At 69.4% G+C, this 21,359-nt stretch carries 22 protein-coding genes; 11 read left to right on the plus strand and 11 right to left on the minus strand.

All coding sequences use genetic code 11. From position 1 onward, the window contains the following. Positions 1–24: 24 nt before the first annotated feature. Positions 25–921: a ThiF family adenylyltransferase gene (locus tag HUA76_RS42715; RefSeq protein WP_174458544.1), complete on the plus strand. Its 897-nt coding sequence runs from the start codon at positions 25–27 to the stop codon at positions 919–921. Positions 922–925: 4 nt separating this feature from the next. Here HUA76_RS42715 and HUA76_RS42720 read toward each other — a convergent pair whose 3' ends face one another. After that, positions 926–1,900 (minus strand): PD-(D/E)XK nuclease family protein, encoded by a 975-nt coding sequence (locus HUA76_RS42720; RefSeq protein ID WP_141648125.1) that lies wholly within the window; start codon positions 1,898–1,900, stop codon positions 926–928. Between the two features lie 109 nt (positions 1,901–2,009). Between HUA76_RS42720 and HUA76_RS42725 the strand changes: the two genes are divergently transcribed. The 3 genes from HUA76_RS42725 (at position 2,010) to HUA76_RS42735 (ending at position 4,592) form a co-directional block, all read left to right on the plus strand. Beyond that, positions 2,010–2,834, plus strand: a complete 825-nt coding sequence (locus tag HUA76_RS42725) for an SDR family oxidoreductase (protein ID WP_174458543.1) — start codon at positions 2,010–2,012, stop codon at positions 2,832–2,834. Positions 2,835–3,028: 194 nt separating this feature from the next. Beyond that, a complete protein-coding gene (gene mutY / locus HUA76_RS42730) occupies positions 3,029–4,198 on the plus strand; it encodes an A/G-specific adenine glycosylase (RefSeq protein WP_217440919.1) in 1,170 nt (389 codons plus the stop codon). Between the two features lie 181 nt (positions 4,199–4,379). Continuing rightward, positions 4,380–4,592, plus strand: coding sequence for a DUF2934 domain-containing protein (locus tag HUA76_RS42735; RefSeq protein ID WP_141648123.1), 213 nt, complete (start codon positions 4,380–4,382; stop codon positions 4,590–4,592). A 151-nt stretch (positions 4,593–4,743) separates the two neighbouring features. On the opposite strand, the gene HUA76_RS42740 is transcribed toward HUA76_RS42735, so the two are convergent. Beyond that, the gene (locus HUA76_RS42740; protein ID WP_174464184.1) at positions 4,744–5,835 is read right to left on the minus strand and encodes a hypothetical protein; all 1,092 of its coding nucleotides are present in this window, start codon (positions 5,833–5,835) and stop codon (positions 4,744–4,746) included. A gap of 133 nt (positions 5,836–5,968) precedes the next feature. Here HUA76_RS42740 and HUA76_RS42745 point away from each other — a divergent pair, with 133 nt between their 5' ends. Continuing rightward, positions 5,969–6,574, plus strand: a complete 606-nt coding sequence (locus HUA76_RS42745; protein WP_174458542.1) for an outer membrane beta-barrel protein — start codon at positions 5,969–5,971, stop codon at positions 6,572–6,574. 98 nt (positions 6,575–6,672) lie between these two features. On the opposite strand, the gene metH is transcribed toward HUA76_RS42745, so the two are convergent. After that, on the minus strand, positions 6,673–10,182 hold the full coding sequence (gene metH / locus HUA76_RS42750) for a methionine synthase (RefSeq protein ID WP_174464185.1): 3,510 nt from the start codon (positions 10,180–10,182) through the stop codon (positions 6,673–6,675). Continuing rightward, positions 10,179–11,075, minus strand: a complete 897-nt coding sequence (locus tag HUA76_RS42755; protein WP_174464186.1) for a metalloregulator ArsR/SmtB family transcription factor — start codon at positions 11,073–11,075, stop codon at positions 10,179–10,181. Before HUA76_RS42755 ends, metH begins: the two co-directional genes overlap by 4 nt. Positions 11,076–11,159: 84 nt before the next feature. On the opposite strand from HUA76_RS42755, the gene HUA76_RS42760 reads away from it, so the two are divergent. Continuing rightward, positions 11,160–12,047, plus strand: coding sequence for a patatin-like phospholipase family protein (locus HUA76_RS42760; protein ID WP_371745700.1), 888 nt, complete (start codon positions 11,160–11,162; stop codon positions 12,045–12,047). A gap of 22 nt (positions 12,048–12,069) precedes the next feature. On the opposite strand, the gene HUA76_RS42765 is transcribed toward HUA76_RS42760, so the two are convergent. The 3 genes from HUA76_RS42765 to HUA76_RS42775 form a co-directional block, all read right to left on the minus strand. Beyond that, positions 12,070–12,513, minus strand: coding sequence for a CoA-binding protein (locus HUA76_RS42765; RefSeq protein ID WP_141648117.1), 444 nt, complete (start codon positions 12,511–12,513; stop codon positions 12,070–12,072). Beyond that, positions 12,510–13,415 (minus strand): hypothetical protein, encoded by a 906-nt coding sequence (locus HUA76_RS42770; protein WP_174458538.1) that lies wholly within the window; start codon positions 13,413–13,415, stop codon positions 12,510–12,512. The genes HUA76_RS42765 and HUA76_RS42770 overlap by 4 nt, the downstream gene beginning before the upstream one ends. Positions 13,416–13,482: 67 nt before the next feature. Next, the gene (locus tag HUA76_RS42775; protein WP_141648115.1) at positions 13,483–13,800 is read right to left on the minus strand and encodes a DUF2795 domain-containing protein; all 318 of its coding nucleotides are present in this window, start codon (positions 13,798–13,800) and stop codon (positions 13,483–13,485) included. 192 nt (positions 13,801–13,992) lie between these two features. Here HUA76_RS42775 and HUA76_RS42780 point away from each other — a divergent pair, with 192 nt between their 5' ends. From HUA76_RS42780 to HUA76_RS42795, 4 genes are all read left to right on the plus strand, one after another. Then, complete coding sequence (locus tag HUA76_RS42780) at positions 13,993–15,567, plus strand: YiiX/YebB-like N1pC/P60 family cysteine hydrolase (protein WP_174458537.1); 1,575 nt, start codon at positions 13,993–13,995, stop codon at positions 15,565–15,567. 8 nt (positions 15,568–15,575) lie between these two features. Continuing rightward, positions 15,576–15,851, plus strand: a complete 276-nt coding sequence (locus HUA76_RS42785; protein WP_141649139.1) for a hypothetical protein — start codon at positions 15,576–15,578, stop codon at positions 15,849–15,851. Positions 15,852–15,935: 84 nt separating this feature from the next. Then, complete coding sequence (locus tag HUA76_RS42790) at positions 15,936–16,760, plus strand: SirB1 family protein (RefSeq protein ID WP_141649142.1); 825 nt, start codon at positions 15,936–15,938, stop codon at positions 16,758–16,760. Positions 16,761–16,808: 48 nt separating this feature from the next. After that, a complete protein-coding gene (locus HUA76_RS42795) occupies positions 16,809–17,372 on the plus strand; it encodes an NUDIX hydrolase (protein ID WP_141649138.1) in 564 nt (187 codons plus the stop codon). A 6-nt stretch (positions 17,373–17,378) separates the two neighbouring features. Here the strand turns inward: HUA76_RS42795 and HUA76_RS42800 are convergent, their stop codons facing one another. From HUA76_RS42800 to trxB, 4 genes are all read right to left on the minus strand, one after another. After that, entirely contained in the window at positions 17,379–17,651 is a 273-nt protein-coding gene (locus HUA76_RS42800; RefSeq protein WP_371823608.1) for a hypothetical protein, read from the minus strand. A gap of 329 nt (positions 17,652–17,980) precedes the next feature. Next, the gene (gene moaC, locus HUA76_RS42805) at positions 17,981–18,481 is read right to left on the minus strand and encodes a cyclic pyranopterin monophosphate synthase MoaC (RefSeq protein ID WP_371823609.1); all 501 of its coding nucleotides are present in this window, start codon (positions 18,479–18,481) and stop codon (positions 17,981–17,983) included. Next, positions 18,478–19,662 (minus strand): PLP-dependent aspartate aminotransferase family protein, encoded by a 1,185-nt coding sequence (locus tag HUA76_RS42810; RefSeq protein ID WP_174464187.1) that lies wholly within the window; start codon positions 19,660–19,662, stop codon positions 18,478–18,480. The genes moaC and HUA76_RS42810 overlap by 4 nt, the downstream gene beginning before the upstream one ends. 96 nt (positions 19,663–19,758) lie before the next feature. Then, a complete protein-coding gene (gene trxB / locus HUA76_RS42815; protein WP_141649140.1) occupies positions 19,759–20,724 on the minus strand; it encodes a thioredoxin-disulfide reductase in 966 nt (321 codons plus the stop codon). 76 nt (positions 20,725–20,800) lie between these two features. Here trxB and HUA76_RS42820 point away from each other — a divergent pair, with 76 nt between their 5' ends. After that, positions 20,801–21,259, plus strand: a complete 459-nt coding sequence (locus tag HUA76_RS42820; RefSeq protein ID WP_141649135.1) for a cyclic nucleotide-binding domain-containing protein — start codon at positions 20,801–20,803, stop codon at positions 21,257–21,259. The last annotated feature ends 100 nt before the right edge of the window (positions 21,260–21,359 follow it).

Raw genomic sequence — 21,359 nt, forward strand, 5'->3', positions numbered from 1 at the left:
GCGGTCGCGTTATAGAGGACTCCCATGAACCCGCAGCCCCCACCGCCCGCCCCTCCCCAGCCCGAGACCCCGCCCGCCGCCACGACGGCCACGCCGAATGCGGCCACGGGCTCGCTCGCCAGGCCCTTCAAGCTGTCCCGGCGCTTCGACCGCACGGGCCGACTGCTGGGCGACACTGCGATGGAGCGGCTGGCCAACGCACGCGTGGTGGTGTTCGGATTGGGCGGCGTGGGCAGCTACGCGGCCGAGGGACTGGTGCGCAGTGGCATCGGCCACCTCACGCTGGTGGACCACGATGACGTGTGCGTCACCAACACCAACCGCCAGCTCCACGCGACGGTGAAGGCCGTGGGCAAGCCGAAGGCGGACCTGATGGCGCAGCGCTGCCGGGAGATCAACCCGGAGGCGAAGGTCGAAGCCGTGCGCGAGTTCTACCGCGAGGAAATCGCGGAGCAGATGCTCCAGGCCGGTCAGTACGACTTCGTCGTCGACGCCATCGACAACGTGAAGGCGAAGCTGCACCTCCTGCACCGCTGCGTGTCGCTGGGCATTCCCGTGGTCAGCTCCATGGGCGCCGCCGCGCGACTGGACCCCACCGCCATCCGCGTGGAGGACCTGTCCGAGACGCACATGGACCCGTTCGCCAAGGACATCCGCAAGCTGCTCAAGCGCAAGTACGGCGTGGAGACGGACCGGCACACCGGCATCACCGCCGTCTACTCCATCGAAGCGCGGCGCATGCCCGTGGCCCTCAACTACGACGACTCCACGGACGGCTTCCTCTGCGTGTGCCCGAACGACAACGACTTCCACACGTGCGACCACCGCACGCAGATTGACGGAAGCGTGTCCTTCGTCACGTCGTGCTTCGGGATGAACGCGGCCGGCGTCGTCGTGCGCCGGCTCGCCTCCACCCGCTGACGCCTCACGCCACCTGCTGGGACGAGGACTGCTGCGCCGTCACGGCGGCTTCTCGCCCGCAGGGACGACGGAAGACGCAACGCACGCACGGAGACAGGGACTCCGAGGTCGGAAAGGCGGACGCGTCCAGCGGCGTGTTCGTCGCCGGGTCCTTCAAGAGTGAGCGCATCTTCGCCACGCTCGTCTCGAAGTGCTGGTGGAAGGACGCCATGGCGCCCAGGTCCACCTGGACGTCCTGCTCCTTGCCCTCGTTGAGGTACACCAGCGACGCGCGCACCTTCTCCACCGGGAAGCGGTAGCGCTGCGACACGTAGAGCGCGTAGCCGAGCACCTGCTCGTCATAGCCATCGCGAGACTTGCCCGTCTTCCAGTCCACCACGACGGGCGTGCCGTCGGCGTCCACGAAGGCGAAGTCGGGGATGGCGAACACCTTCAGCCCGTTCAGCGTGAAGTGGGCGAAGTCGAAGCCCGCGTCGACCTCCAACCACTGCTCGGGCTTGAGGCTCTTGGCGATGACGGGCCAGCGCGACGTGAAGAACCACGCCAGCGCCGCGCGCACCGTCTCCCAGTTCTGCTTCCAGGCCTCGTCCGGCAGCACGTCGCCGTACTCGTGCTCGACGAGTCCGGTGAACGGCTTGCGGTACTTCTGCGACCAGTAGAGCTTCCCGCGCGAGTGCCGGAAGTCGTCCTGCATCACCTTGCGGGCCCGGGCCTCCACCGCGGCCGGGTCGACAGTGCGCCCCGCGCGCCAGTCCAGGAGCACGTCCTTGATCTGCTCGTGCACGATGCTGCCCGCCCAACTGAAGCGGTTGGCCAGCTTCTTGAGCACGTACAGCTCTCGCACGTCCTTCGGCGCGTCCGCCTCCCACCCGCCCCACGAGCGGTAGTAGTAGAAGTAGTAGGAGCGCAGGCATTCGGAGAACTTCTCGTGGCGGCTCTTGGACCAGGAGAAGTCGTTGCTGAGAGGGGGGCGCCGCATGGAGGCGGCGCATCCTAGGCGTTCGCTCGCTCCGCCAGAAGGGGAACAGGCAGGGAAACGAGCCCCCGGAGCGGGTTGAATGACAGTCCGGGTGCGCAACCCTGGGAGTATGGTCCCCGCCACCATGAAGAGCCAACCCTTCAAGGAGCGAGTCGTCCTCATCACAGGAGCGTCCAGCGGCATCGGCCGCGCGGCGGCTCGGGCCTACGCCGCTGCCGGGGCGCATGTCGTGCTCGCCGCCCGGCGACTGGAGCGACTGGAGGATGTGGCCCATGAAGTGGAGTCACTCGGCGTCAGGGCACTGTCCGTGCGGTGCGACGTGACGCGCAGCGAGGACGTGGAGCACCTCATGCGCGAGACACAGGCCGCCTTCGGTGGGCTGGACGTGCTGGTGAACAACGCGGGCCAGGGCTTGTACGGCCCCCTGGCGTCCATCAGCGAGGAGCAGCTTCGGCAGGTCTTCGAGCTGAACGTGTTCGCGCTGTGGCGGGTGACTCGCGCGGCGCTGCCACTGCTGCGCGGACGGCGCGGGGCCCAGGTGGTGAATGTCAGCTCCGTGCTCGGACATCGCGGGTTGCCGTTGCTGGGTGGGTACTGCGCGTCGAAGGCCGCGGTGAACGCGATGACGGAGTCGCTGCGCACGGAGCTGGCGACGGAGGGCATCCGCGTGCTGCTCGTGTCTCCGGGCTTTACCGAGAGCGAGTTCCGCGAGCACCGGTTGAACGCGGAGGGCTGGGCGCAGGAAGCCGTTCCGTTGAAGGCCATGTCGTCGGAGGAAGTCGCCCAATCGATGGTGCGCGCGAGCGTGCGAGGACGGCGCGACACCATCCTCACCCTCCCCGGACGCGTCATGGTACTGGCCAACCGATTCGTCCCCGGCCTGTTCGACCGTGTTGCCCACCGCATGGCCAACCCCGTGAAGAAAGACGCATGAGTCCCCGCAGTCGCCCCACGAAGCGCGCCGCAACACCGGACACCCAGACGCAGCTTGGAATGCTGGACTCGGGTGCGGCGCCCCCGGCCGAACCCACGACGGAGCAGGACCGGAACGTGGTCCGTCCGCGTCGAGGTCGTCCGCCGCGCAAGCCTGAAGCCGTGCCCGCACAGTCTTCAGTCCCCGTTGCCGCGATGACTCATGAGGCCACACCCGTGGAGCCTCCTCGCGCGAAGCGCGGTCGTCCACCGCGTACCGTCGTGTCGGCCCGTGTTCCCACGGTGACTCCGAGCACCGCGCACCTCGCCTCGGTCCGCGCCCCCCTGTTGGACTGGTACGACCGGAACAAGCGCGACCTGCCCTGGCGCCGCACGAAGGACCCGTATGCCATCTGGCTGAGCGAGGTCATGCTCCAGCAGACGCAGGTGGCCACCGTGATTCCCTACTGGGAGCGCTTCCTCGCGCGATTCCCCACGGTGCTCGCCCTGGCCGCCGCTCCGCTGGATGACGTTCTCTCCGGCTGGAAGGGCCTGGGCTACTACTCCCGCGCGCGCAACCTGCACCGCGCCGCGCAGGAAGTGGTGTCGCGCTTCGGCGGCAAGCTGCCCTCGACCGCGGCGGAGCTGCTCTCTCTCCCTGGCTTCGGCCGCTACACCTCCGGCGCGGTGGCCTCCATCGCCTTCGGAGAACAGGCTCCGCTCGTCGATGGCAACGTCGCGCGCGTGCTGTCCCGACTCTTCGAAGTGGAAGGTCTCCCCGGTGACCGCGAGCGAGAGGCCACGCTCTGGGAACTCGCCACCCTGCTGGTGAAGGGCGAGCGGCCCGGCGACTTCAACCAGGCGCTCATGGAGCACGGCGCCACGACGTGCCGCCCGGAGAACCCGCTGTGTCTGTTGTGCCCGGTGCGCACCGGCTGCGTCGCCTTCCGCAAGGGCCGCGTGGACGAGCTGCCACCCGCCAGGGTGCGCGCCGCGCCGAAGAAGCTGACGCTGGCCCTCGCCGTGTGGGCCCACGCGGACACCCTGTTGTTCGCTCGCCGCGCGGACTCCGGCCTCTTCGGGGGCCTGTGGGAACTCCCCGCCGCCGAGGTGGATGAGGACGCCACCGAAGCGGAAACCACACTCCGCCTCACTGGAGCGCTGGGCGCGGGCGTGAAGCTGGAGGCCATGCTGGGCACGGTGAAGCGGCAGCTCACCCATCGCGACCTCACGCTGCGCCTCTACCGGGTATCGGGGCCGCTGCGCCCCACCCGCTCGGCGGCATTCCAGGAACTGCGCTGGTGCACACCGTCTGAAGCGGCGACCCTCGGCATGAGCACCGCGATGCAGCGCGCGCTCGAAGCAGCGATGACCGCGCTGAAGTAGGGCCGTGCCTGCTCGCTCTGCCTCGCGAGTCACGTCAAATCCGCGTCACGCGCCCGCGCTGTCCACCGCGCGACACGGCGTCACTCGGCATGTTGCGTCGCCAACCCCCAACGCATCAGGTCGCTTTCGCGTGCACCTCTCGAGACTCAAGCTTCGCGCGCCCTTTCCCGGAGGCGCCTCGATGGCTCGCAACAACACACAAAAGTCGACCCCGCATACGGCGACGCAGCCCACGGAACACGCCAACGGGTCCAAGGCCTCACGCGGCCCCATTCCTCATGAGCAGATTGCCCGGCGCGCCTACGAAATCTATCTGGCACGAGGCGGCAACCACGGCAGTCACGAGCAGGACTGGCAGCAGGCCGAACGAGAGCTGAGGCTCGGCCGCCAGTAGACACTCCTCGCTCCGCGCCTTTTGGCGTGGAGCGTCCGACACCGGAGCGCGGACGGCCTCCGTGGCCGTCTTGCTCAGTGAGGAGGCGGCGAGTGCAACACGGGGCGCTCGGCTTCGAGCGCTCCACGCGACCTCCACCGTGCCGCCTTGCTCAGTGCGGAGGCGGCGCGTGCAGCACGGGGCGCTCGGCTTCGAGCGCGCCACGCAGCCTCCGCTGGGCCACCTTCAACTCGGAGAGGACGCGCTCCGCATCCACCACCGAGCGCATGGCCAGTCCGCACGCGGGCGTCAGCAGCACCGTCGACACGGCCCGAGGGAAGGTGAAGCCGCGCGGCAATGCGGCCTTCAACGAGGCCTCCACCGAATCCGCCAGCTCCGTCACCTCGTACGTCGACGCCAGGTCCGTGGGAATGATGCCCAGGCTCAGCGTCGCGCCAGAGTTCAGATAGCGCTCCAGCGCGTCACCCTCCTCCAGCATCGCATCCAGCGACAGCCGCACATCCAGCGACAACAGGTCCGGCTGCACGTCCAGCAGCGCGGCCCAGTCCGTGTTGCCACAGCAGTGCAGCCCCACCAGCGCGCCTTCACGCTGGAGCGCCACCACCAAGAGCCTCAGCTCCTGGAGCGCCAGCAGGTGACGAGGCTGGACGCGCTGGAAGGCATAGAGCCCGGGCTCATCCAGGAAGAACAGCGGCGTGGTGCCCGCGCGCCGCAGCGCCTTCACCATCGCCAGCGAGCGCGCCAGCACCAGTCGGAAAATCACCTGGTCCAGTCCGGGTACCTCCAGCGCGGACAGGCCCGAGTCCGTGCGCGCCACCGAGCGCACCGTGAACGGCCCCGCGAGCTGCGCCTTCGCGAACGCCAGCTTGCGATGCTCCACTTCCCACAAGAAGGGACGCCACGCACGGCACGCCTCGGGGGTGGGCTCGTACGCCTCCAGCGTCCCCGCCGCGAGGGCCGCGTCCAGCTTGGCCTCGAACTCGCCGCGCCCCTCCTCCCAGGCCTTCAGGTCCACCGTGCACAGGCCCTCCTCGTCAAAGCGCAGGCCCGGCAACCCCTCGAGCGCCGCCGGAATCATCAGCTCCGAGGGCTTGCCCACCGGAAGCTGCGGGAGGAACGGGATGTCCATCGACAGGGCGACCTGGAGCCCCAGCTCCACCTGCGTATGGGGCAGGCTTCCAATCCCCGTCGTGGCACAGGCGGGCAGCAACTGGACGGCTCGGCGGATGTTGGGCGCGCTCATGGCCGGCGAGTCTACCCGCTCCCTCCGCCAGCGGGGCACCTTGGGCTTCCCCAGGCGCCGGGCCTTCTCTGAACGAGACGACCTCATCCTTGCCAGGGGCCCCCTGGGGCGTCCCAAGGAGGAGGAATCCGACATGGTGCTTCCAATCTGGCGAGCAGGCGTGCTGCTGGCGACCTTGGGATGGGCTGCCCCCTCCCTCGCGAAGGACTCCCAGGTGCGCGAACAGCAGCAGCCAGCCCCCTTCTTCGGCGCCCCCGGCCTCACCGTCCGAGGCGGTGTCACGGCGTACACCGGTGACTTGGGCACGGAGACGGATGTGGGCACGTTCCTGGGGCTCCAGGCGGATGCGCAGCTGTTGCCCGCGGTGGGCCTGGAGCTGGGCTACGAGGGCTCCGCCAACGGCTTCGCGGACATCGACAACGCGACACTGTGGCGCCACAACCTGGGAGCGCTGGCCAAGGTGGGCCCCACCGTCCGGGAGAACTGGAAGCCCTTCCTCGGCGCGGGCGTGGGCGTCAGCTACCTGGACGCGACCTCCGAGGCCAACGCGCGCCAGTTCGACGACACCTTCCTGGCCGAGGTGCCGCTCACCGCCGGAGTCGAGTACCGCTACAACGGCGTGACGGCGGGCGCGCGTGCCACCTATCGCGTGTTCGCCGGCGGCGGAGACTTCGCCCCCGGCGCCGATGATGACGGCGACCTCTTCAGCGCCGGGCTCAGCCTGGGCGGCCGCTTCTGACGGACCGCCCGGGCCTCAAGCCACTTCCATTCGAGTCACGGGCGTCCAACGCCAGCGGGCGGTGCTGACCGCCGCCCTGGCGTCACGGCACCTTCCGCTCACGTCACGGAGAAGTACGACGCCTGCTGATGGTGGAAGACGAGGGCGGACACGGAGGCCTCCGGCTCCATCATGCAGCCGTCGGTGAGCTGCACGCCGATGTCCTCCGGTCGCAGCGCGGTGAAGAGCTTCGACTGGTCCTCCAGCCGGGGACACGCGGGGTAGCCGAATGAGTAGCGCTTGCCCGCGTACTCCGCGCGGAAGCGCTCCAGCATCGTCATGTCCGGCTTGTCCGGCGTGCCCCACATGCTGCGCAGCTGCGTGTGCAACAGCTCCGCGTAGCCCTCGGCCGTCTCCAGCGCGAGCGCCTGCACGGCGTGCATCTTCAGGAACTCGCCCTTGGCCTTCATGCCCTCGGACAGCTCGCGGATGCCAGAGCCCGCCGTCACCACGAACATCGCCACGTTGTCCGTGGGCACGCCGCGCTCCAGCGGGCGCAGGTAGTCGGCCAGGCACAGCCCTCCCTCGCGGTCCTGCCGCGGGAAGTCGAACGACGCCGCCTCCTTGCCGGTGCTCCCGTCGAAGAGCACCACCCGGTTGCCGTCGCTGCCCGCCTTGTAGAACTGGAACACCGCGCGCGCCTGCATCAACCCGCCGCGCAGCATGCCCTTGAGTTCTTCCACCGCCTCCTTCAGCGCCAGCGCCTTGCGCCCCTCCTCCGTCTTCGCCAGCTCCGCTTCCGCCGGAGTCCCCAACGCGCGCGACGACGTGCGCAGGCCCAGGTGCCGGCCGTACAGCATGACCGGGTTGATGAACTTCCAGATGTGGTCCAGCGGCGTGTTCGTCAGCACGTGCCGCTCCCAGTCCGGCGCCGAGGGCACCGTGTCCAGGATGCGAATCTCCGCGCTGCGCGCACGCGACGTCTGAGCCTCCACGCGAGGACGCTCCTTCACCTCTTGCGCCAGCTTCACGCGCCGCTCGGACAGCTCTCCGCGCAGCTTCTCGTGCGAGGACGGGTCCACAATCTGCTTCGCCAGGTCCAGACCGCTCATCGCGTCCTGCGCGTAGGCCACCGTGCCGCCGCCGTACGCCGGAGCGATGTTGCGGTCCACGAAGTTGCGGCTGAGCGCCGCGCCGCCCACCAGAATCGGCACGCTCACACCCGCGCGCTTCAAGTCCTCCGCCGTGGCCACCATCTGGTGCGCGCTCTTCACCAGCAGCCCCGACAGGCCGACGATGTCCGGCTTGTGCTCGCGCACCGCCTGCACCAGCTGCTCGGGCGGAACCTTGATGCCCAGGTTCACGACCTGGAAGCCGTTGTTGGCCAGGATGATTTCCACCAGGTTCTTCCCGATGTCGTGCACGTCACCCTTCACCGTGGCCAGGACAATCTTGCCGCGCATCGCCGCCTGGGCGGCGCTCATGTGCGGCTCCAGGAAGGTCACCGCCGCCTTCATCGACTCGGCGCTCTGGAGCACCTCCGCGACAATCAGCTCGTTGGCGGCGAAGAGCCGGCCCACCTCGTCCATGCCCTTCATCAACGGCCCGTTGATGATGTCCAGCGGCGCGTACTTCGCCATCGCCGCTTCCAGGTCCGCGAAGAGGCCGTCGCGCGAGCCCTCGATGATGTAGCGCTGGAGCCGCTCCTCCAGCGGCAGCGTGCTCACCTGCGCCTTGGGCGGCTTGCGCTCGCGGAAGTGCGCGGCGAACGGCGTCACCGGGTCCGTGCCCCGGTTGTAGAGCAGGTCCTCCGCCAGCTTGCGCTCTTCCTCGGGCAGCGACGCGTAGCGCTCCAGCTTCTCGGAGTTGACCAGCGCCATGTCCAGGCCCGCCTGGACGCAGTGGTACAGGAAGACGGAGTTGAGCACCTCGCGGCCCGCCGTCGGCAGACCGAAGGACACGTTGGAGATGCCCAGCACGGAGCGGCACTGCGGGAAGCGCTGCTTGATGAGCCGCACGCCCTCCACCGTCTCCACGCCGCTGCCCGTGTACTGCGCGTCACCGGAGGCGCACGGGAAGACGAGCGGGTCGAAGTACAGGTCCTCCGCCTTCATGCCGTACTTCTTCGTCAAGAGTTCGAACGAGCGCTCCGCGACCTCCAGCTTGCGCTGGCGCGTCACGGCCATGCCAATCTCGTCGATGCAGCCCACCACCAGCGCCGCGCCGAAGCGCCGCGCCAGCGGCACCACCTTCTCGAAGCGCTCCTCTCCGTCCTCCAGGTTGACGGAGTTGATGATGGCCTTGCCCTGGCTGTACGTCAGGGCCATCTCGATGACGCGCTCGTCGGTGGAGTCAATCATCAAGGGCACGCGCACCTTCTTGATGACCACCTCCAGGAACTCGCGCATGTCCTCCAGCTCTTCCCGGTCCGGGTTGGCCAGGCAGATGTCGATGATCTGCGCGCCCCGCTTCACCTGCGCGCGGGCAATCTCCGACGCGTCCTCCAACTGCCCCGCGACGATGAGCTCCTTGAACTTCTTGCTGCCGATGACGTTGGTGCGCTCGCCGACGATGACCGGCCGCATCTCGTCCGTCACTTCCAGGTAGTCCACGCCAGACAACGTGGAGCGGGGCTTGGGCGTGGACGCGCGCGGCTTCAGACCCTTCACCGCCTGGGACAGCGCGCGGATGTGGCCCTCCTGCGTGCCGCAACAGCCACCCACCACGTTGAGCCAGCCCTGCTCGCAGAAGCGCGTGAGCGAACGCGCGAGCATCTCCGGCGTCTCCAGGTAGTTTCCGTTCTCGTCCGGCAGGCCCGCGTTGGGCACGCACGACACCGGGAACGGGCTCAGCGCCGCCAGCGAGCGCAGGTGGTCCGTCATGAAGTCCGGACCCGTGGCGCAGTTGAGCCCCAGGTACAGCAACTCCACGTGCTCCAGCGACGTGGCCAGGCTCTCCACGCTCTGGCCCGCGAGCATGGTGCCCATGGGTTCAATCGTGCCGGACACCGCCACCGGCAGCGAGTAGCCCAGCTTGCGGAACGCGCGGTCGATGCCCAGGAGCGCCGCCTTCACGTTGCGCGTGTCCTGCGCCGTCTCCACCAGGAGATAGTCGGAGCCGCCGAGCGCGAGGCCCTCGGCCTGCACGGCGAAGTTCTCCACCAGCTCCTCGAAGGTGATGCCGCCCGTGACGCTGATGGCCTTGGTGGTGGGGCCCACCGAGCCCGCCACCCAGCGCATGCGCCCATCCTTCGCCTCGGCCTCGGCGGCGGCTTCACGTGCCAGTCGCGCGGAGGCCGCGTTGATTTCGAGCGCCTTGTGCCCCAGGCCGAACTCGTTGAGCACCACCGGCGTGCCGCCGAAGCTGTCGGTCTCCGTGACGTCCGCGCCCGCCGCGAAGTAGCGCGCGTGGATGTCCCGGATGATTTCCGGCCGGGTGAGGACCAGGTTCTCGTTGCAGCCCTCGAACTCGGCGCCGCCGAAGTCCGCGGCCTTGAGGTCCAGTTGCTGCAGCAGCGTGCCCATGGCGCCGTCGAGCACCAGCACGCGCTCACGCATCGCGGTGCGCAGGGCCTCCACGCGACGACCGTTCTCTCCAGAGGGGGGCGGAAGGGCAGTGGGACTCGTCATGATGGCTTCACTCCAGTCAGCAGAAAGACTCGAAAAGGGCTGGCACCCTCGCGGGCATGCGCCTCGCGGGTGAGCGACGCGAAACCCTGCTCGCGCAGCGCCGTCTCCAGCTGTGACGGCTCGAAGCCCAGGTGGCGGTGGCCCAGCCGCTCCACCACCCAACGCTCGTCATGCGGCATCAACTCCAGCAGCACCAGCCGGCCGCCCGGCTTGAGCAGCCGCGCCGCCTCCGCCAGCACACAGGCGGGGTCCTCCACGTGGTGGAGGCTCTGCGAAATCACCACCAGGTCCATCCGCCCCGACTGCAGCGACAGGTGCTGAAGGTCCTCGCACAGGAAGGTGACGTTGGCGGCGTGCTCATTGCCGGCCCGCTCGCGCGCCTGCTCCAGCGCCACGGCGTTCTGGTCGATGGCCCACACGTGCCGCGCCCACCGGGCGATGGCCACGCTCAAGACGCCCGTGCCACAGCCAAAGTCCGCCACGTCCAGGGGCGGCAACAGCGACGCCAGCGCGCCGGCCCACAGGAACCAGGACTGGCCCGGCTCCAGGAGTCGCTCGTTGAGCGCCTGCCGGTCCGCCCGCGCGCGCAGCAGGTCCATCAACCGCGCCGAGTCACCCGCCGCGTCCTCGGCCTCCCTCGCCAGTCGGATGAGGGGCCAGCGCGTGTCGTCCCCCTCCAAGGCCAGCGAGTAGTAGCTGAAGCCCGCCTGCCGCTCCTCGCGGATGAGCCCCAGCCCCTTGAGCTTCCCCAGGTGGTGCGACACCGACGACTGCGCCACGCCCACCAGCGACACCAGCTCCGTCACGTTCAGCGGAGCCTCCGCCACCAACCGGAGGATGCGCAGCCGCGTCGGGTCCCCGAGGGCCCGGAAGGATTGGGACAGGGCTTCCATATCGCCGCATCAACATACGTCGATGTCTCACTGGTGGCCAGCGGACTTTCGACGCACTGCGTGCTTCATGGCGGACAGTGGTAGATGTGGGACATGGCTTCTCCCTCCCTGCACCAGCTCCTTGAAGGCAAGCGGTTTGGCCTGGTCCTCTCCGCGGGCTACTTCGGCTTCTACGGGCACGCCGGCTTCCTCAAGGGGCTGACGAGTTCGGGGCTCAAGCCGCATGCGTACGCGGGGACGAGCGCGGGCGGCATGGTGGCGGCCTACGCGGCGGCGGGGATGCCGGTGCACGCCATCGAGGAGTTGGTGCTGCGCCAGACGCGCGCCAACTTCTGGGACCCGGATCCGATTGGCGCGGTGCTGAACGCGGACGCCAGCGGCCATGGGCTGACGGGGCTCCTCAAGGGAGAGCGCTTCCGGAGGCTGCTCGAGGACACGCTGGGCGCCAGGACGTTCGAGGACCTGCCGCACCCGCTGTTGCTCGTCGGCGCGAACCTCACGCTGGGCAGCCACGAGGTGTTCACCTCGGGAGAGCTGGCCCCGCGCGTCCACGCCACCTGTGCGTACCCGGGCCTGTTCCGCGCGGTGCCGCTGGAGGGCAACCTGTACTGGGACGGCGGCCTGGTGGACAAGGCGCCCGCGCTGTCGCTGCATGACAGCAACGTGGGGAAGGACTTGGACGCCATCCTCGTGCACTTCCTGCCCAGCAAGACGCGCAAGGTGGTGGGTGGCCCCATGGCGTACGCGCAGGGGCTCGCGGCGGGCTCGGCGGCGCTGCGCCGCGACCACTTCCGCCTCCAGCTCACCGTGCTGGAGGGGCGCAACATCCCCGTCTACGTCGTCGTCTCCAACCTGCCCCCGGTGACGCCCACCACCATGGAGCGCGGCTTCGACGCGTTGGACCAGGCGCGCCTGTCCGCCGCCGTCTCCCTGGCCCGGCCTCCCGTGCCGTTCGCCCAGGCGCAGTGGTGAGCGGCCCCTCGCGGGAGGGCGCTCACCTTCCGCCGTAGCGCCGGTGGTCCACCATCAGGCAGCGGTCCTGCACCACCTGGATGCCCGCGCGCGCCAGCTTCTCCGCCGCCGCGTCGTTGCGGATGCCGGACTGGAACCACACCGCCTTCGGCTTCTTGGCGATGAGGTCGTCCACGTGCGCGTCGATGTCCTGCGGCCGCCGGAAGACGTCCACCAGGTCCACCTCGCCCGGCACGTCCGCCACCCGGCGGAACACGGGCTTGCCGAGGATGTGCGTCACGTCCGGGTAGTAGACGGGCACGGGCACCACCTCCACGCCCGCGCTCGCCAGATAGTCCGGCACGTAGAAGGCGGGCTGACCCGAGTGCTGCTCCGTCTTCATCCCCAGCACCGCCACCCGCCGCGCGCTCTTCACCACGCGCTCCACGCCCGCTTCGTCCTTGATGAGGTTCTCTTCCCAGCTCATCGCGCCTCCTCTTGAAGCCCTTGTGCTCGCGACTCCATCGTCACCGTCCACGCCGCCCCGTCCACTGGCGCCTTCACCGTGAGCTCGCGACTCACTGGCACGAAGCGCCCATACGCCATCACCTGCTCACCCTGGCACGTCACGCCCGGCGTCAGCTCCGGCCGTCCCGCCTCTTCCCACGCATCCGTCAGCTCGTCCGGCGCGTCCTGAGGCACCGCGTCCAGGCACCGCAGGCTCAGCACCACCGCGTCACCGTACTCCGTGTCCCGAGTCCCCTGCACCGTGCGCTCCAGCACATAGGCCACCTGCTTGTCGCCCGCTGGCAGCGTGTCCACCGCCCAGGTGCGTTGTCCCTCCGACAGATGGCGCTGGAACAGGCCGCCGAACTTCGCCTCCCACTCGCGCCGCGTGCGCCCCTCCAGCGCCTCCGGCGCGAAGAAGCGCGCCAGTGGCTTCGCGTCCACGCCCGAAGGCACCGACTGCCGCACGGCCTCCGCCGCGGCCTCGGGAGACACCAGCTTCACGAACGTGCCGTCCGCCGCCAGTTGGAGTCGCAGCGCGAAGCGCAGGAGCACATCGTCCACCCAGCCCTCCACCTCCACCTCCACCCCGGCCCGCGACTGCTTGGCGTGCGTCACCGACTGAGTCAGCAACCAGCCGCCCTCGTTCGGCGTGAAGCGGGACTCGGTGGTCAGCTCCGCCTCCTCGCGCAGCACGGAGCCACCCTGCTCGACGACGCGGACGCCGCGCTGGGACTCGGTGAGGACCCGGTCGACGGGGGGCAGGAAGGACACGCGCACCCGGGGCTTCACCTCGGGCACGGGAACCCGCAGCGGGGACGGCTTCCGACAAGCGGACGTCAGGGACAACACGAGACAGCTCAACAGGAGACCTGGACGCATGCGCCCGCGAACGCTGGCAGAAACGGCCAGCGCCCGCGAGCGCTTCCTCACCGCGAGGGCCCGTGCCTCACGGGTGACGCGTGCTGCCGTCGGGCGCGTTCTCCACCAAATCCCGCCCGATGTTGCGCCTGTCCCGCCGCACACCGTCATCGTCGGGCAGCCCGCCGCGGGCGGAGCGCCTCGACGCCTCCGACAAGTCCCTCATCACGGCCTCGCGCGACGCGTACTCGGTACTCGGCAGGCACTTGAGGACGTTGATGATGCTCACGGGGGCCCCGCCATCCTCGGCGGACTCCACGAGCTCCTCCCGCGTCGACGGGTAGTCCACCGAGTCGATGTGAGGGGTGATGGAGAGCCCGGGGTCTTCCGCGGTTCCGAATGCCATCTGGCGCTGCCTTTCTGCCCGGCCCGCGAGGCCCGGGCGTGCGTCACTGGGTACGAGGAATCTGGTGACGGCGCTCGCGCCGGACCACCCGGCCATCCCCCTCCCCGCCCCTGCCCGGCCAGGGGGCCAGCCGCCCCGGCACCTCCCGAGGTAGAGTGCCGCCCGCCGCCCCTGTCGCCCGGAGCCCCATCCATGCCCGCCGCACCCCTGCTGCTCGCCTGGCTCGTGTTCGCCAGCACGCCGCCCACGCCAGCCGCCGCCCCCAAGAGCGTCTACTCCCTCGATGACGCCGCCTTCGTCGCCCAGGCCCAGGCCGACCTGGAGCAGTTGGAGCGGCACGCCCGTGGCCTGCGACGTCTCCAGGACGAGGTGAAGCAGTCGCGCGGCCTCTACCTCCAGAAGCAGAGCGAGCCGTACACGCCGGACCAGAAGCAGCGGCTGCTCACCACGTGGGCGGCCTTCTTCGACTACTTCGTCTCCACCGAGGTCATCCGTCAGCGCTACTGGGACTTCGTGAAGGTGCCCGCCCTCACCCAGCCCAAGAAGCACGCCTGGGGCTTCCTGCTCACCCACGGCGCGCTCACCACGGAGCTGGCCCACGGCCTCACCTACGCGGAGCTCACCGGAGGCCGCAAGCAGTTGGAAGTCCTCCTGGACGAGCCCGCCCCCGAGTTCGGCCTGCCCCCGCGCGCCTTCGCCCGCTTCAAGGAAAAGGTCATCCACGTGGGCACCACCACCCAGCTCTACACCGGTGACACGTACAAGGAGCAGCTGCGCCCGCTGCTGGTGAAGGCCGGCGCGCTGGACGGCCCCCGCGTGCCCTGGGTGATGCAGGAGATGAAGCTCAACAGCGAGGTGGCTCGGGGCCTTCTCGCCAAGCGCGGCGCCACGATTTTCGCCAAGGCCGCCACGGACCTCACCCAGGACTCCGCCCAGCGCGCCTTCTTCCCCGTCCAGCGCGCCGTGGCCGAGTGGATGGGCGACACGCGCGTGCACCGCTCCGGCCAGCCGCTCATCAGCCGCGAGCAGGTGCTGGGTGTGCTCAAGAAGATGGAGCCCGGCGACATCATGGTGGCGCGGCAGAACTGGTACCTCTCCAACATCGGCCTGCCGGGCTTCTGGCCGCACGCGGAGCTGTTTGTCGGCACCGCGCCGGAGATGGCCGCGTACTTCGACGAGGACGCGGACGTGAAGGCCTGGGTGGCCACGCTCCCCGGCAAGCCCGCGTCCTTCACCGCGCACCTGGCGCGCGCGTTCCCCGCCAAGTGGGCCGAGTACTCCGGCAAGGACTCCCACGGCGACCCCATCCGCATCATCGAGTCCATCAGCGAGGGCGTCAGCTTCACCGGCCTGGAGCACGGCATGCGCGTGGACTACCTGGGCGTCATGCGCCCGCGGCTGCCTCGCGTGGACAAGGCGCGCGCCATCCTCCGCGCCTTCGCGTACCAGGGCCGCCCGTACGACTTCGACTTCGACTTCTTCTCGGACCAGACGCTGGTGTGCACGGAGCTGGTGTGGAAGTCCTACGCGCCCTCGCAGGAGATGCGAGGCCTGGCGGTGCCCCTGGTGGACGTCGTCGGCCGGCGCACGCTGCCCGCCAACGAGCTGGTCCGCCTCTTCGACACCGAGCACGGACGCGACAACCGCCAGCTCGACTTCGTCGCCTTCCTGGACGGCCGGGAGGGCGAGGGGCTCGCGAAAGAGGCGGATGAGGCCGCTTTCCGTTACAGCTACCGCCGAGCCAAGTGGGACATCGCCCAGGAGTAGGCACGCACATGACGGAAGAAGTGGCCCAGGACATGCTGGAGCTGTCCGCCCAGCTCTTCGAGCGGATGATTTCGCAGCAACAGGCCAAGGTGCTGCGACTGGCCCGCGAGGCCGTCCCCAACCTCACCCCCGAGGAGCTTCGCAATCCCCACGACTTTCCCGAACTCAAGGAACACCCGACTTTCGAGTACGAGGACGGAATCCTGGCGGGGCTGATTTCGGCTCAAATGGGGCTGCGCGCGGAAATCAAGGGGAGGCTGCCCTATGCACCGCCCACCTTCTGACGCTCGGTTGCCTGCCTTTGCCGTCAAGCCCGGTGTGGGTTAGTGGTTGCGGCCGTGAGCATCCCCACAGGATTCAGCCCGCCGCTGGCCCGGGAACGGTTGGTGTCGGCGCTGGCCGCGGAGCCACCGCGTCTGGACCTGGCCGCGCTGGCCATCGCCACGCTGGACAGGCCGGAGCTGGATGCCCCCGCGTGTCTGCACGTCCTGGACGTCCTGGCGTGCCGGGTCCAGGTGGAGTCGGAGCGGCTCACCGACAAGGGCGAGGCGCTGGCATCGCTGCGAGCGCTGCGCCACGTGCTGTCGGACATCGAGGGCTTTCGCGGCAACGAGGACAACTACCACTCGCCCGAGAACAGCTTCCTGGACCAGGTGCTGGAGCGGAAGCTGGGGCTGCCGATAACGCTGTCCGTCGTCTATCTGGAAGTCGCGCGTCGGGCGGGCATCCCCCTGTACGGAGTGCCGTTTCCCGGACACTTCCTCGTCGCCCATGACGCGGGGGACCACAAGCTGGTGATGGACCCCTTCCACCACGGCGACATCCTCACCGAGCACGGCTGCGAGGAGCTGCTCAAGCGGGTGGCGCCGCAGCTCAAGTTCGACCGGGCCATGCTGGCGCCGGCGCCGGTGGAGTTGATTGCCTACCGCATGCTGTCCAACCTGCGGCGCGTGTACCTGGGCCGCGAGGACCGCGAGCGGGGGCTGGCGGTGGTGGACCTGCTGCTCCTGTTGGCGCCGGATCATCCCGGGGAGCTGCGCACGCGCGCGGCGCTGCTGGCCAACCTGGGGGCGTACCGCGCGGCGCTGCGCGACGTGGAGCGGTGCCTGGAGCTGTCGCCGGAGGCGCCAGACCGCGACCGCCTGGAGATGACGGCCCGCGAGCTGCGTGAGCGCGCCTCGCTGCTCAACTGAAAACCCCAAGGCCCTCGCCCGTGTCGGGGGGGGGCCGGAGCGTCAACCATGTCCCAGACGGTGAAGCCCTGGCGGCGCCTGCGCCTTGGGTTGGAGCACGACTATCAGGTGATGAAGGTCCGCGAGGACAAGTGGGCGGACCCGAGGACGGAGCAGGAGCATCCGCGCGTACGGGTGGTCTGCGCGGACTGGGTCAACGTCATCGCGGTGACGCCGGAGGACTCGCTCGTGCTGGTGCGGCAGTTCCGCTTCGGCGTCGGCGCGGACACGCTGGAACTCGCGGGAGGACTCGTCGAGGAAGGCGAGGACCCGGCCGTGGCGGCGGCGCGCGAGCTGGAGGAGGAGACGGGTTACGTCGCGGGCCGCGTGGTGCCGCTGGGCTGGATGCATCCCAATCCCGCGCTGCAGGACAACCGCTGCTTCATCTTCCTCGCGCGGGACTGCGTGAGGGCCCATGCGGGCCGGCAGGACGAGGCCGAGGACATCGCCGTGGAGCTGCACCCGCGCGCGGACGTGCCCCGGCTCATCCTGGAGGGACACATCACCCACTCGCTCGTGGTGGGGGCACTCTTCCTGGAGAAGCTGCGCGAGGACGCGGACAGGAAGCGGTAGCGCACGCTACCTGCGCTCGCAGCCACAGCCACACGCGTCGAAGAAGGGCGTCTCGCCCGGGGCGCAGACGAACATGATTTGACGGCAGCCCTTGGGGTCCTTGGAGATGGAGCGGCGGCCCGAGCCCCCTGGGGAGCAGCGTGAGTGGGCCCCCGCCGCGACGAGCGTGGGCGACTCCGGCGCATCGCCGTCCCCGTCCCCGGATGCGGGGCTGCAGCCCATGCCCATCATGAGCGCGAGGAGCCCCACGGTGGAGTGGGTCGTCCTGACGTTGAGCACCCTTGGACCTCCTCTACGGCCTCCCGCGCTTGCTGGGCGCATGGTGGCGAGAGTCCAATCTGGACGACCGCTCCGACAAGCGGGAGCCCCGGAGGGCACGAGTTCAGGGGAGGCCGTGCTCGGGAGCACACTGTCCACGTCCTGAAGCGGACACAGGGCAGCCCGCACGTGCCGCGCTTCACCGCGCGGGCATTGCGTCAGGCGGGTGGGCATGCGGCTCCACCTCGCGGCGTGAAGCGGCTCCCTCGCACGCCTCCAGGGCACGGAACGGGGAGGACGCGGGCCCGTGTCGCGCTCCCCTTCCCGCGCGCTCGCACGCGCGTCCGCGCTCAACCCTTCGCGCGCTTGCGTGGACGTGACGTGGCGGCACGGGTCGCCCCCGCGCCGTCCTTCGCCGAGCCCCGCTCCCAGGTCCCCGAGCGTCCCCCGGACTTGTGCTCGAGCTGGACGGCCTCCAGCACCATGCCCCGGTCCACGCTCTTGCACATGTCATAGACGGTGAGCGCCGCCGCGCACGCCGACGTCAGGGCCTCCATCTCCACGCCCGTACGGTCCACCGTCCGCACCGTCACGCGGACGGACAGCCCCTCCTTCACGGCGTCCAGCGTCACCTCGACTCCGGACAGGGCGATGGGGTGGCACAGCGGGATGAAGTCCGGGGTGCGCTTGGCGGCCATGATGCCGGCGAGCCTCGCCGCGGCGAGCACGTCCCCCTTCTCCACCTTCCCCGCGAGGATGCGCTCCCGCGTGGCGGGCAACATGCGCAAGCGCGCGGTGGCCACCGCCACGCGCTCCGTCTTCGGCTTCGCGCCGACATCGACCATCTTCACCGGCCCACCCCCTGGGCCACGGCCTGGAGCAGGTCATCCACCACGTCGTCCGGGTCCTCGAGTCCGACGGACACCCGGATGAGGCTCTCGCGAATCCCCGCCGCCTCGCGCTCCTCGGGCGTCAGGCGTCGCGCGCTGGCGCTGGCCGCGTGCATCACCAGCGTGCACACGTCCCCAAGCGACGGACCGGGTCGACCGACCTTGAGCGCCTCCAGGAAGCGCATGGCCTCGGGGCGGCCCGCGCCCCGGATTTCAAAGGACACCATGGGGCCGCCATCCTTGAGCACCTCGCGAGCCACCGCATGGTCCGGATGCGAGGCCAGCCCCGGGTAGATGACCCGCTCCAGCAGGGGCGACTCCGCAAGCCGCCGCGCCACGTGCGCCGCGTGTTCGGCATGGGCCTTCATCCGTACGGGCAAGGTGCGCAGGCCGCGCAGCGTGAGCCACGCCTCGAACGGACCCAGCACATCACCCGAGAGCACGCGCGCGGCGCGCAGCACGTCGATGCGCGAGCGAGCACCACTCACCGTGCCGCCCAGCGCGTCGCTGTGCCCGTTGAGCCACTTGCTGGTGGACTGCACCGCGTAGTCCGCGCCCAGCTCCAGCACGCGCTGCCCCATGGGCGAAGGGAACGTGGCGTCCACCGCGAAGGCCGCGCCCACGTCCCGGCACGCCTTCGCCAGCTCACGCAGGTCCGCCACGCGCAGCAGCGGATTGGTGATGCTCTCCGCCAGCACCAGGCGCGGCTTCAGCTCGCGGATGCGCGCCTGCGTCCCCGCGTCCGTCAGCTTCAGCGCATGCAGCTCCACGCCGAGCGCGGCACACAGCTTCTTGTAGAGCGCGCGCGTGACGCCGTAGCCGTCCGCCGGCATCACCAGCCTGTCGCCGGGCCGGAAGTCCTGGGCCTCGAAGAGCGAGCGAAGCGCGGCCATCCCACTGGCGTAGGCCACGCACGCCTCGGCGCCCTCCAACGCCGCCACGGCTTCTTCGAGCAGCGTGGTGTTCGGAGCACTGATGCGGGCGTAGGCGTAGTCCTTGCCGTCCAGCGCGCCGTCCAGGTCGTCGCTGCTGTCGAACCAGCTCACCGCGGACACGGAGATGGGGGGCGAGACGGGAACCGCCTTGCTGCCCTTCAGCCGCGTTCCGGCATGCACCGCCAGCGTCTTCTGCTTCGTGCTCATGAGAGTCCTGTTCCGCCCTTGCCCGGCTCGAAAAGAAGGCCGGTCCGCCATGGAGACGGACCGGCCTGGAGCATGCGTCACGCGGTGGTGAGCGGGCTACTCGCCCTGCTCAATCAGCCAGCGCTCCGCGTCGATGGCCGCCATGCAGCCGGTGCCGGCGGCGGTGATGGCCTGACGGTAGTAGCTGTCCTGCACGTCACCACAAGCGAACACGCCCGGGATGTTCGTGCGGGTGCTGCCCGCCACCGTCTTGAGGTAGCCGCCCTGGTGCGTCTCCAGGATGCCCTGGAACAGCTCCGTGTTCGGCGTGTGGCCAATGGCCACGAACAGGCCCGTGGCATTGAGCAGCTGGCTGTCGCCCGTCTTCAGATTGCGCACCACCGCGCCCGTCATTCCCTTCGCGTTGCCGGTGACTTCCTCCACCGCCGAGTTCCACAGGAAGGAAATCTTCGGGTTGTTGAGCGCGCGCTCCTGCATCACCTTCGACGCGCGCAGCGAGTCGCGACGGTGGACGAGGGTGACGTGCTTGACGATTTTCGCCAGGTACGTGGCCTCTTCCATCGCCGTGTCTCCACCGCCCACGACGAGTACTTCCTGGTTCTTGAAGAACGCGCCGTCACAGGTGGCACACGCGGACACGCCCCGGTTCTTGTAGATGTCCTCACCCTTGACGCTCAGCCACTTGGCCGTCGCGCCGGTGGAGATGATGACGGTCTCCGAGAGAACGCGGATGCCGCTCTCCCCTTCGATGACGAAGGGGCGCTTGCTGAAATCCACCTTCACCACGTTTTCCATGTGGATGACCGTGCCGAACCGCTCCGCCTGCTTCTGGAAGCGGTCCATCAGCTCCGGGCCGGTGATGGCCTCCGGGAAGCCCGGGTAGTTCTCCACGTCCGTGGTCACCATGAGCTGCCCGCCCGGCACGCGCTGGGGATGCTCCAGCGTGGGCCCACCAGCGAACACCATCGGTTCCAGGTTGGCGCGCGCGGCATAGATGGCCGCGGTGTAACCCGCCGGCCCCGAGCCGATGATGGTCACCTTGTTGATTTTCTCCTCCGCCACGGGTGGCTCCTCCCTCTTTCCGTTGAGGCCGCGAAGGTACCAGAGGCCCTCGGGCGCGTGATACGAAGCTGGCCTCATGGATGCCGAGCTCCTCAAGAAGGTTGCGCTGTTCGAGGGTTTGACCCAGGGCCAGCTCGCCAAGGTGGCGCAACTCGGCCACACCAGGGACTACCCGGCGGGCGCCTTCCTCTTCCGCGAGGGGGAGTCCGGCCAGGAAATGTTCGTCATTTCCAGCGGCAAGGTCCGCATCTCCAAGTCGGTGCCCGGCATCGGAGAGGAAGCGCTCGCCATCCTGGAAGCCGGCCAGTACTTCGGAGAGATGGCGGTTATCGAGGACTCTCCCCGCTCCGCGGACGCCATCGCCCACATCTCCTGCTCGGTGTGGGCCATCGAAAGGTCCAAGCTGGACCAGCTGATGTTCACCGACAAGGACCTGGCGTACGTACTGCTCTGGACGTTCGTCCGCACGCTGAGCGAGCGACTTCGCGAGACGAACGACAAAATCAAATCGTTCTTCGCCATCTCCCGCTTCTGAAAGCAGGCCCGCACCGCCCACCTCTCGCCGCCCGAGAGGGTCCGTGGTGTGCGGGTGACCGTCCGGGAGTCGAGCCCTGTCGAGCCAGACGGGATGGGTA

Origin of the sequence: Myxococcus sp. CA056 (assembly GCF_013336715.1) — a bacterium.
In the GTDB taxonomy this organism is placed as follows: Bacteria; Myxococcota; Myxococcia; order Myxococcales; family Myxococcaceae; genus Myxococcus; species Myxococcus llanfairpwllgwyngyllgogerychwyrndrobwllllantysiliogogogochensis.

Bases quoted from the DNA above. Each gene is read 5' to 3' on its own strand.
- metH (WP_174464185.1), bottom strand. From the start codon at position 10,182: ATGACGAGTCCCACTGCCCTTCCGCCCCCCTCTGGAGAGAACGGTCGT.
- HUA76_RS42785 (WP_141649139.1), top strand. From the start codon at position 15,576: ATGACGGAAGAAGTGGCCCAGGACATGCTGGAGCTGTCCGCCCAGCTC.
- HUA76_RS42745 (WP_174458542.1), top strand. From the start codon at position 5,969: ATGGTGCTTCCAATCTGGCGAGCAGGCGTGCTGCTGGCGACCTTGGGA.
- HUA76_RS42715 (WP_174458544.1), top strand. From the start codon at position 25: ATGAACCCGCAGCCCCCACCGCCCGCCCCTCCCCAGCCCGAGACCCCG.
- HUA76_RS42765 (WP_141648117.1), bottom strand. From the start codon at position 12,513: ATGAGCTGGGAAGAGAACCTCATCAAGGACGAAGCGGGCGTGGAGCGC.
- HUA76_RS42770 (WP_174458538.1), bottom strand. From the start codon at position 13,415: ATGCGTCCAGGTCTCCTGTTGAGCTGTCTCGTGTTGTCCCTGACGTCC.
- HUA76_RS42735 (WP_141648123.1), top strand. From the start codon at position 4,380: ATGGCTCGCAACAACACACAAAAGTCGACCCCGCATACGGCGACGCAG.
- HUA76_RS42820 (WP_141649135.1), top strand. From the start codon at position 20,801: ATGGATGCCGAGCTCCTCAAGAAGGTTGCGCTGTTCGAGGGTTTGACC.
- HUA76_RS42780 (WP_174458537.1), top strand. From the start codon at position 13,993: ATGCCCGCCGCACCCCTGCTGCTCGCCTGGCTCGTGTTCGCCAGCACG.
- HUA76_RS42775 (WP_141648115.1), bottom strand. From the start codon at position 13,800: ATGGCATTCGGAACCGCGGAAGACCCCGGGCTCTCCATCACCCCTCAC.
- HUA76_RS42740 (WP_174464184.1), bottom strand. From the start codon at position 5,835: ATGAGCGCGCCCAACATCCGCCGAGCCGTCCAGTTGCTGCCCGCCTGT.
- HUA76_RS42760 (WP_371745700.1), top strand. From the start codon at position 11,160: ATGTGGGACATGGCTTCTCCCTCCCTGCACCAGCTCCTTGAAGGCAAG.
- HUA76_RS42755 (WP_174464186.1), bottom strand. From the start codon at position 11,075: ATGGAAGCCCTGTCCCAATCCTTCCGGGCCCTCGGGGACCCGACGCGG.
- HUA76_RS42725 (WP_174458543.1), top strand. From the start codon at position 2,010: ATGGTCCCCGCCACCATGAAGAGCCAACCCTTCAAGGAGCGAGTCGTC.
- HUA76_RS42795 (WP_141649138.1), top strand. From the start codon at position 16,809: ATGTCCCAGACGGTGAAGCCCTGGCGGCGCCTGCGCCTTGGGTTGGAG.
- HUA76_RS42810 (WP_174464187.1), bottom strand. From the start codon at position 19,662: ATGAGCACGAAGCAGAAGACGCTGGCGGTGCATGCCGGAACGCGGCTG.
- HUA76_RS42720 (WP_141648125.1), bottom strand. From the start codon at position 1,900: ATGCGGCGCCCCCCTCTCAGCAACGACTTCTCCTGGTCCAAGAGCCGC.
- mutY (WP_217440919.1), top strand. From the start codon at position 3,029: ATGACTCATGAGGCCACACCCGTGGAGCCTCCTCGCGCGAAGCGCGGT.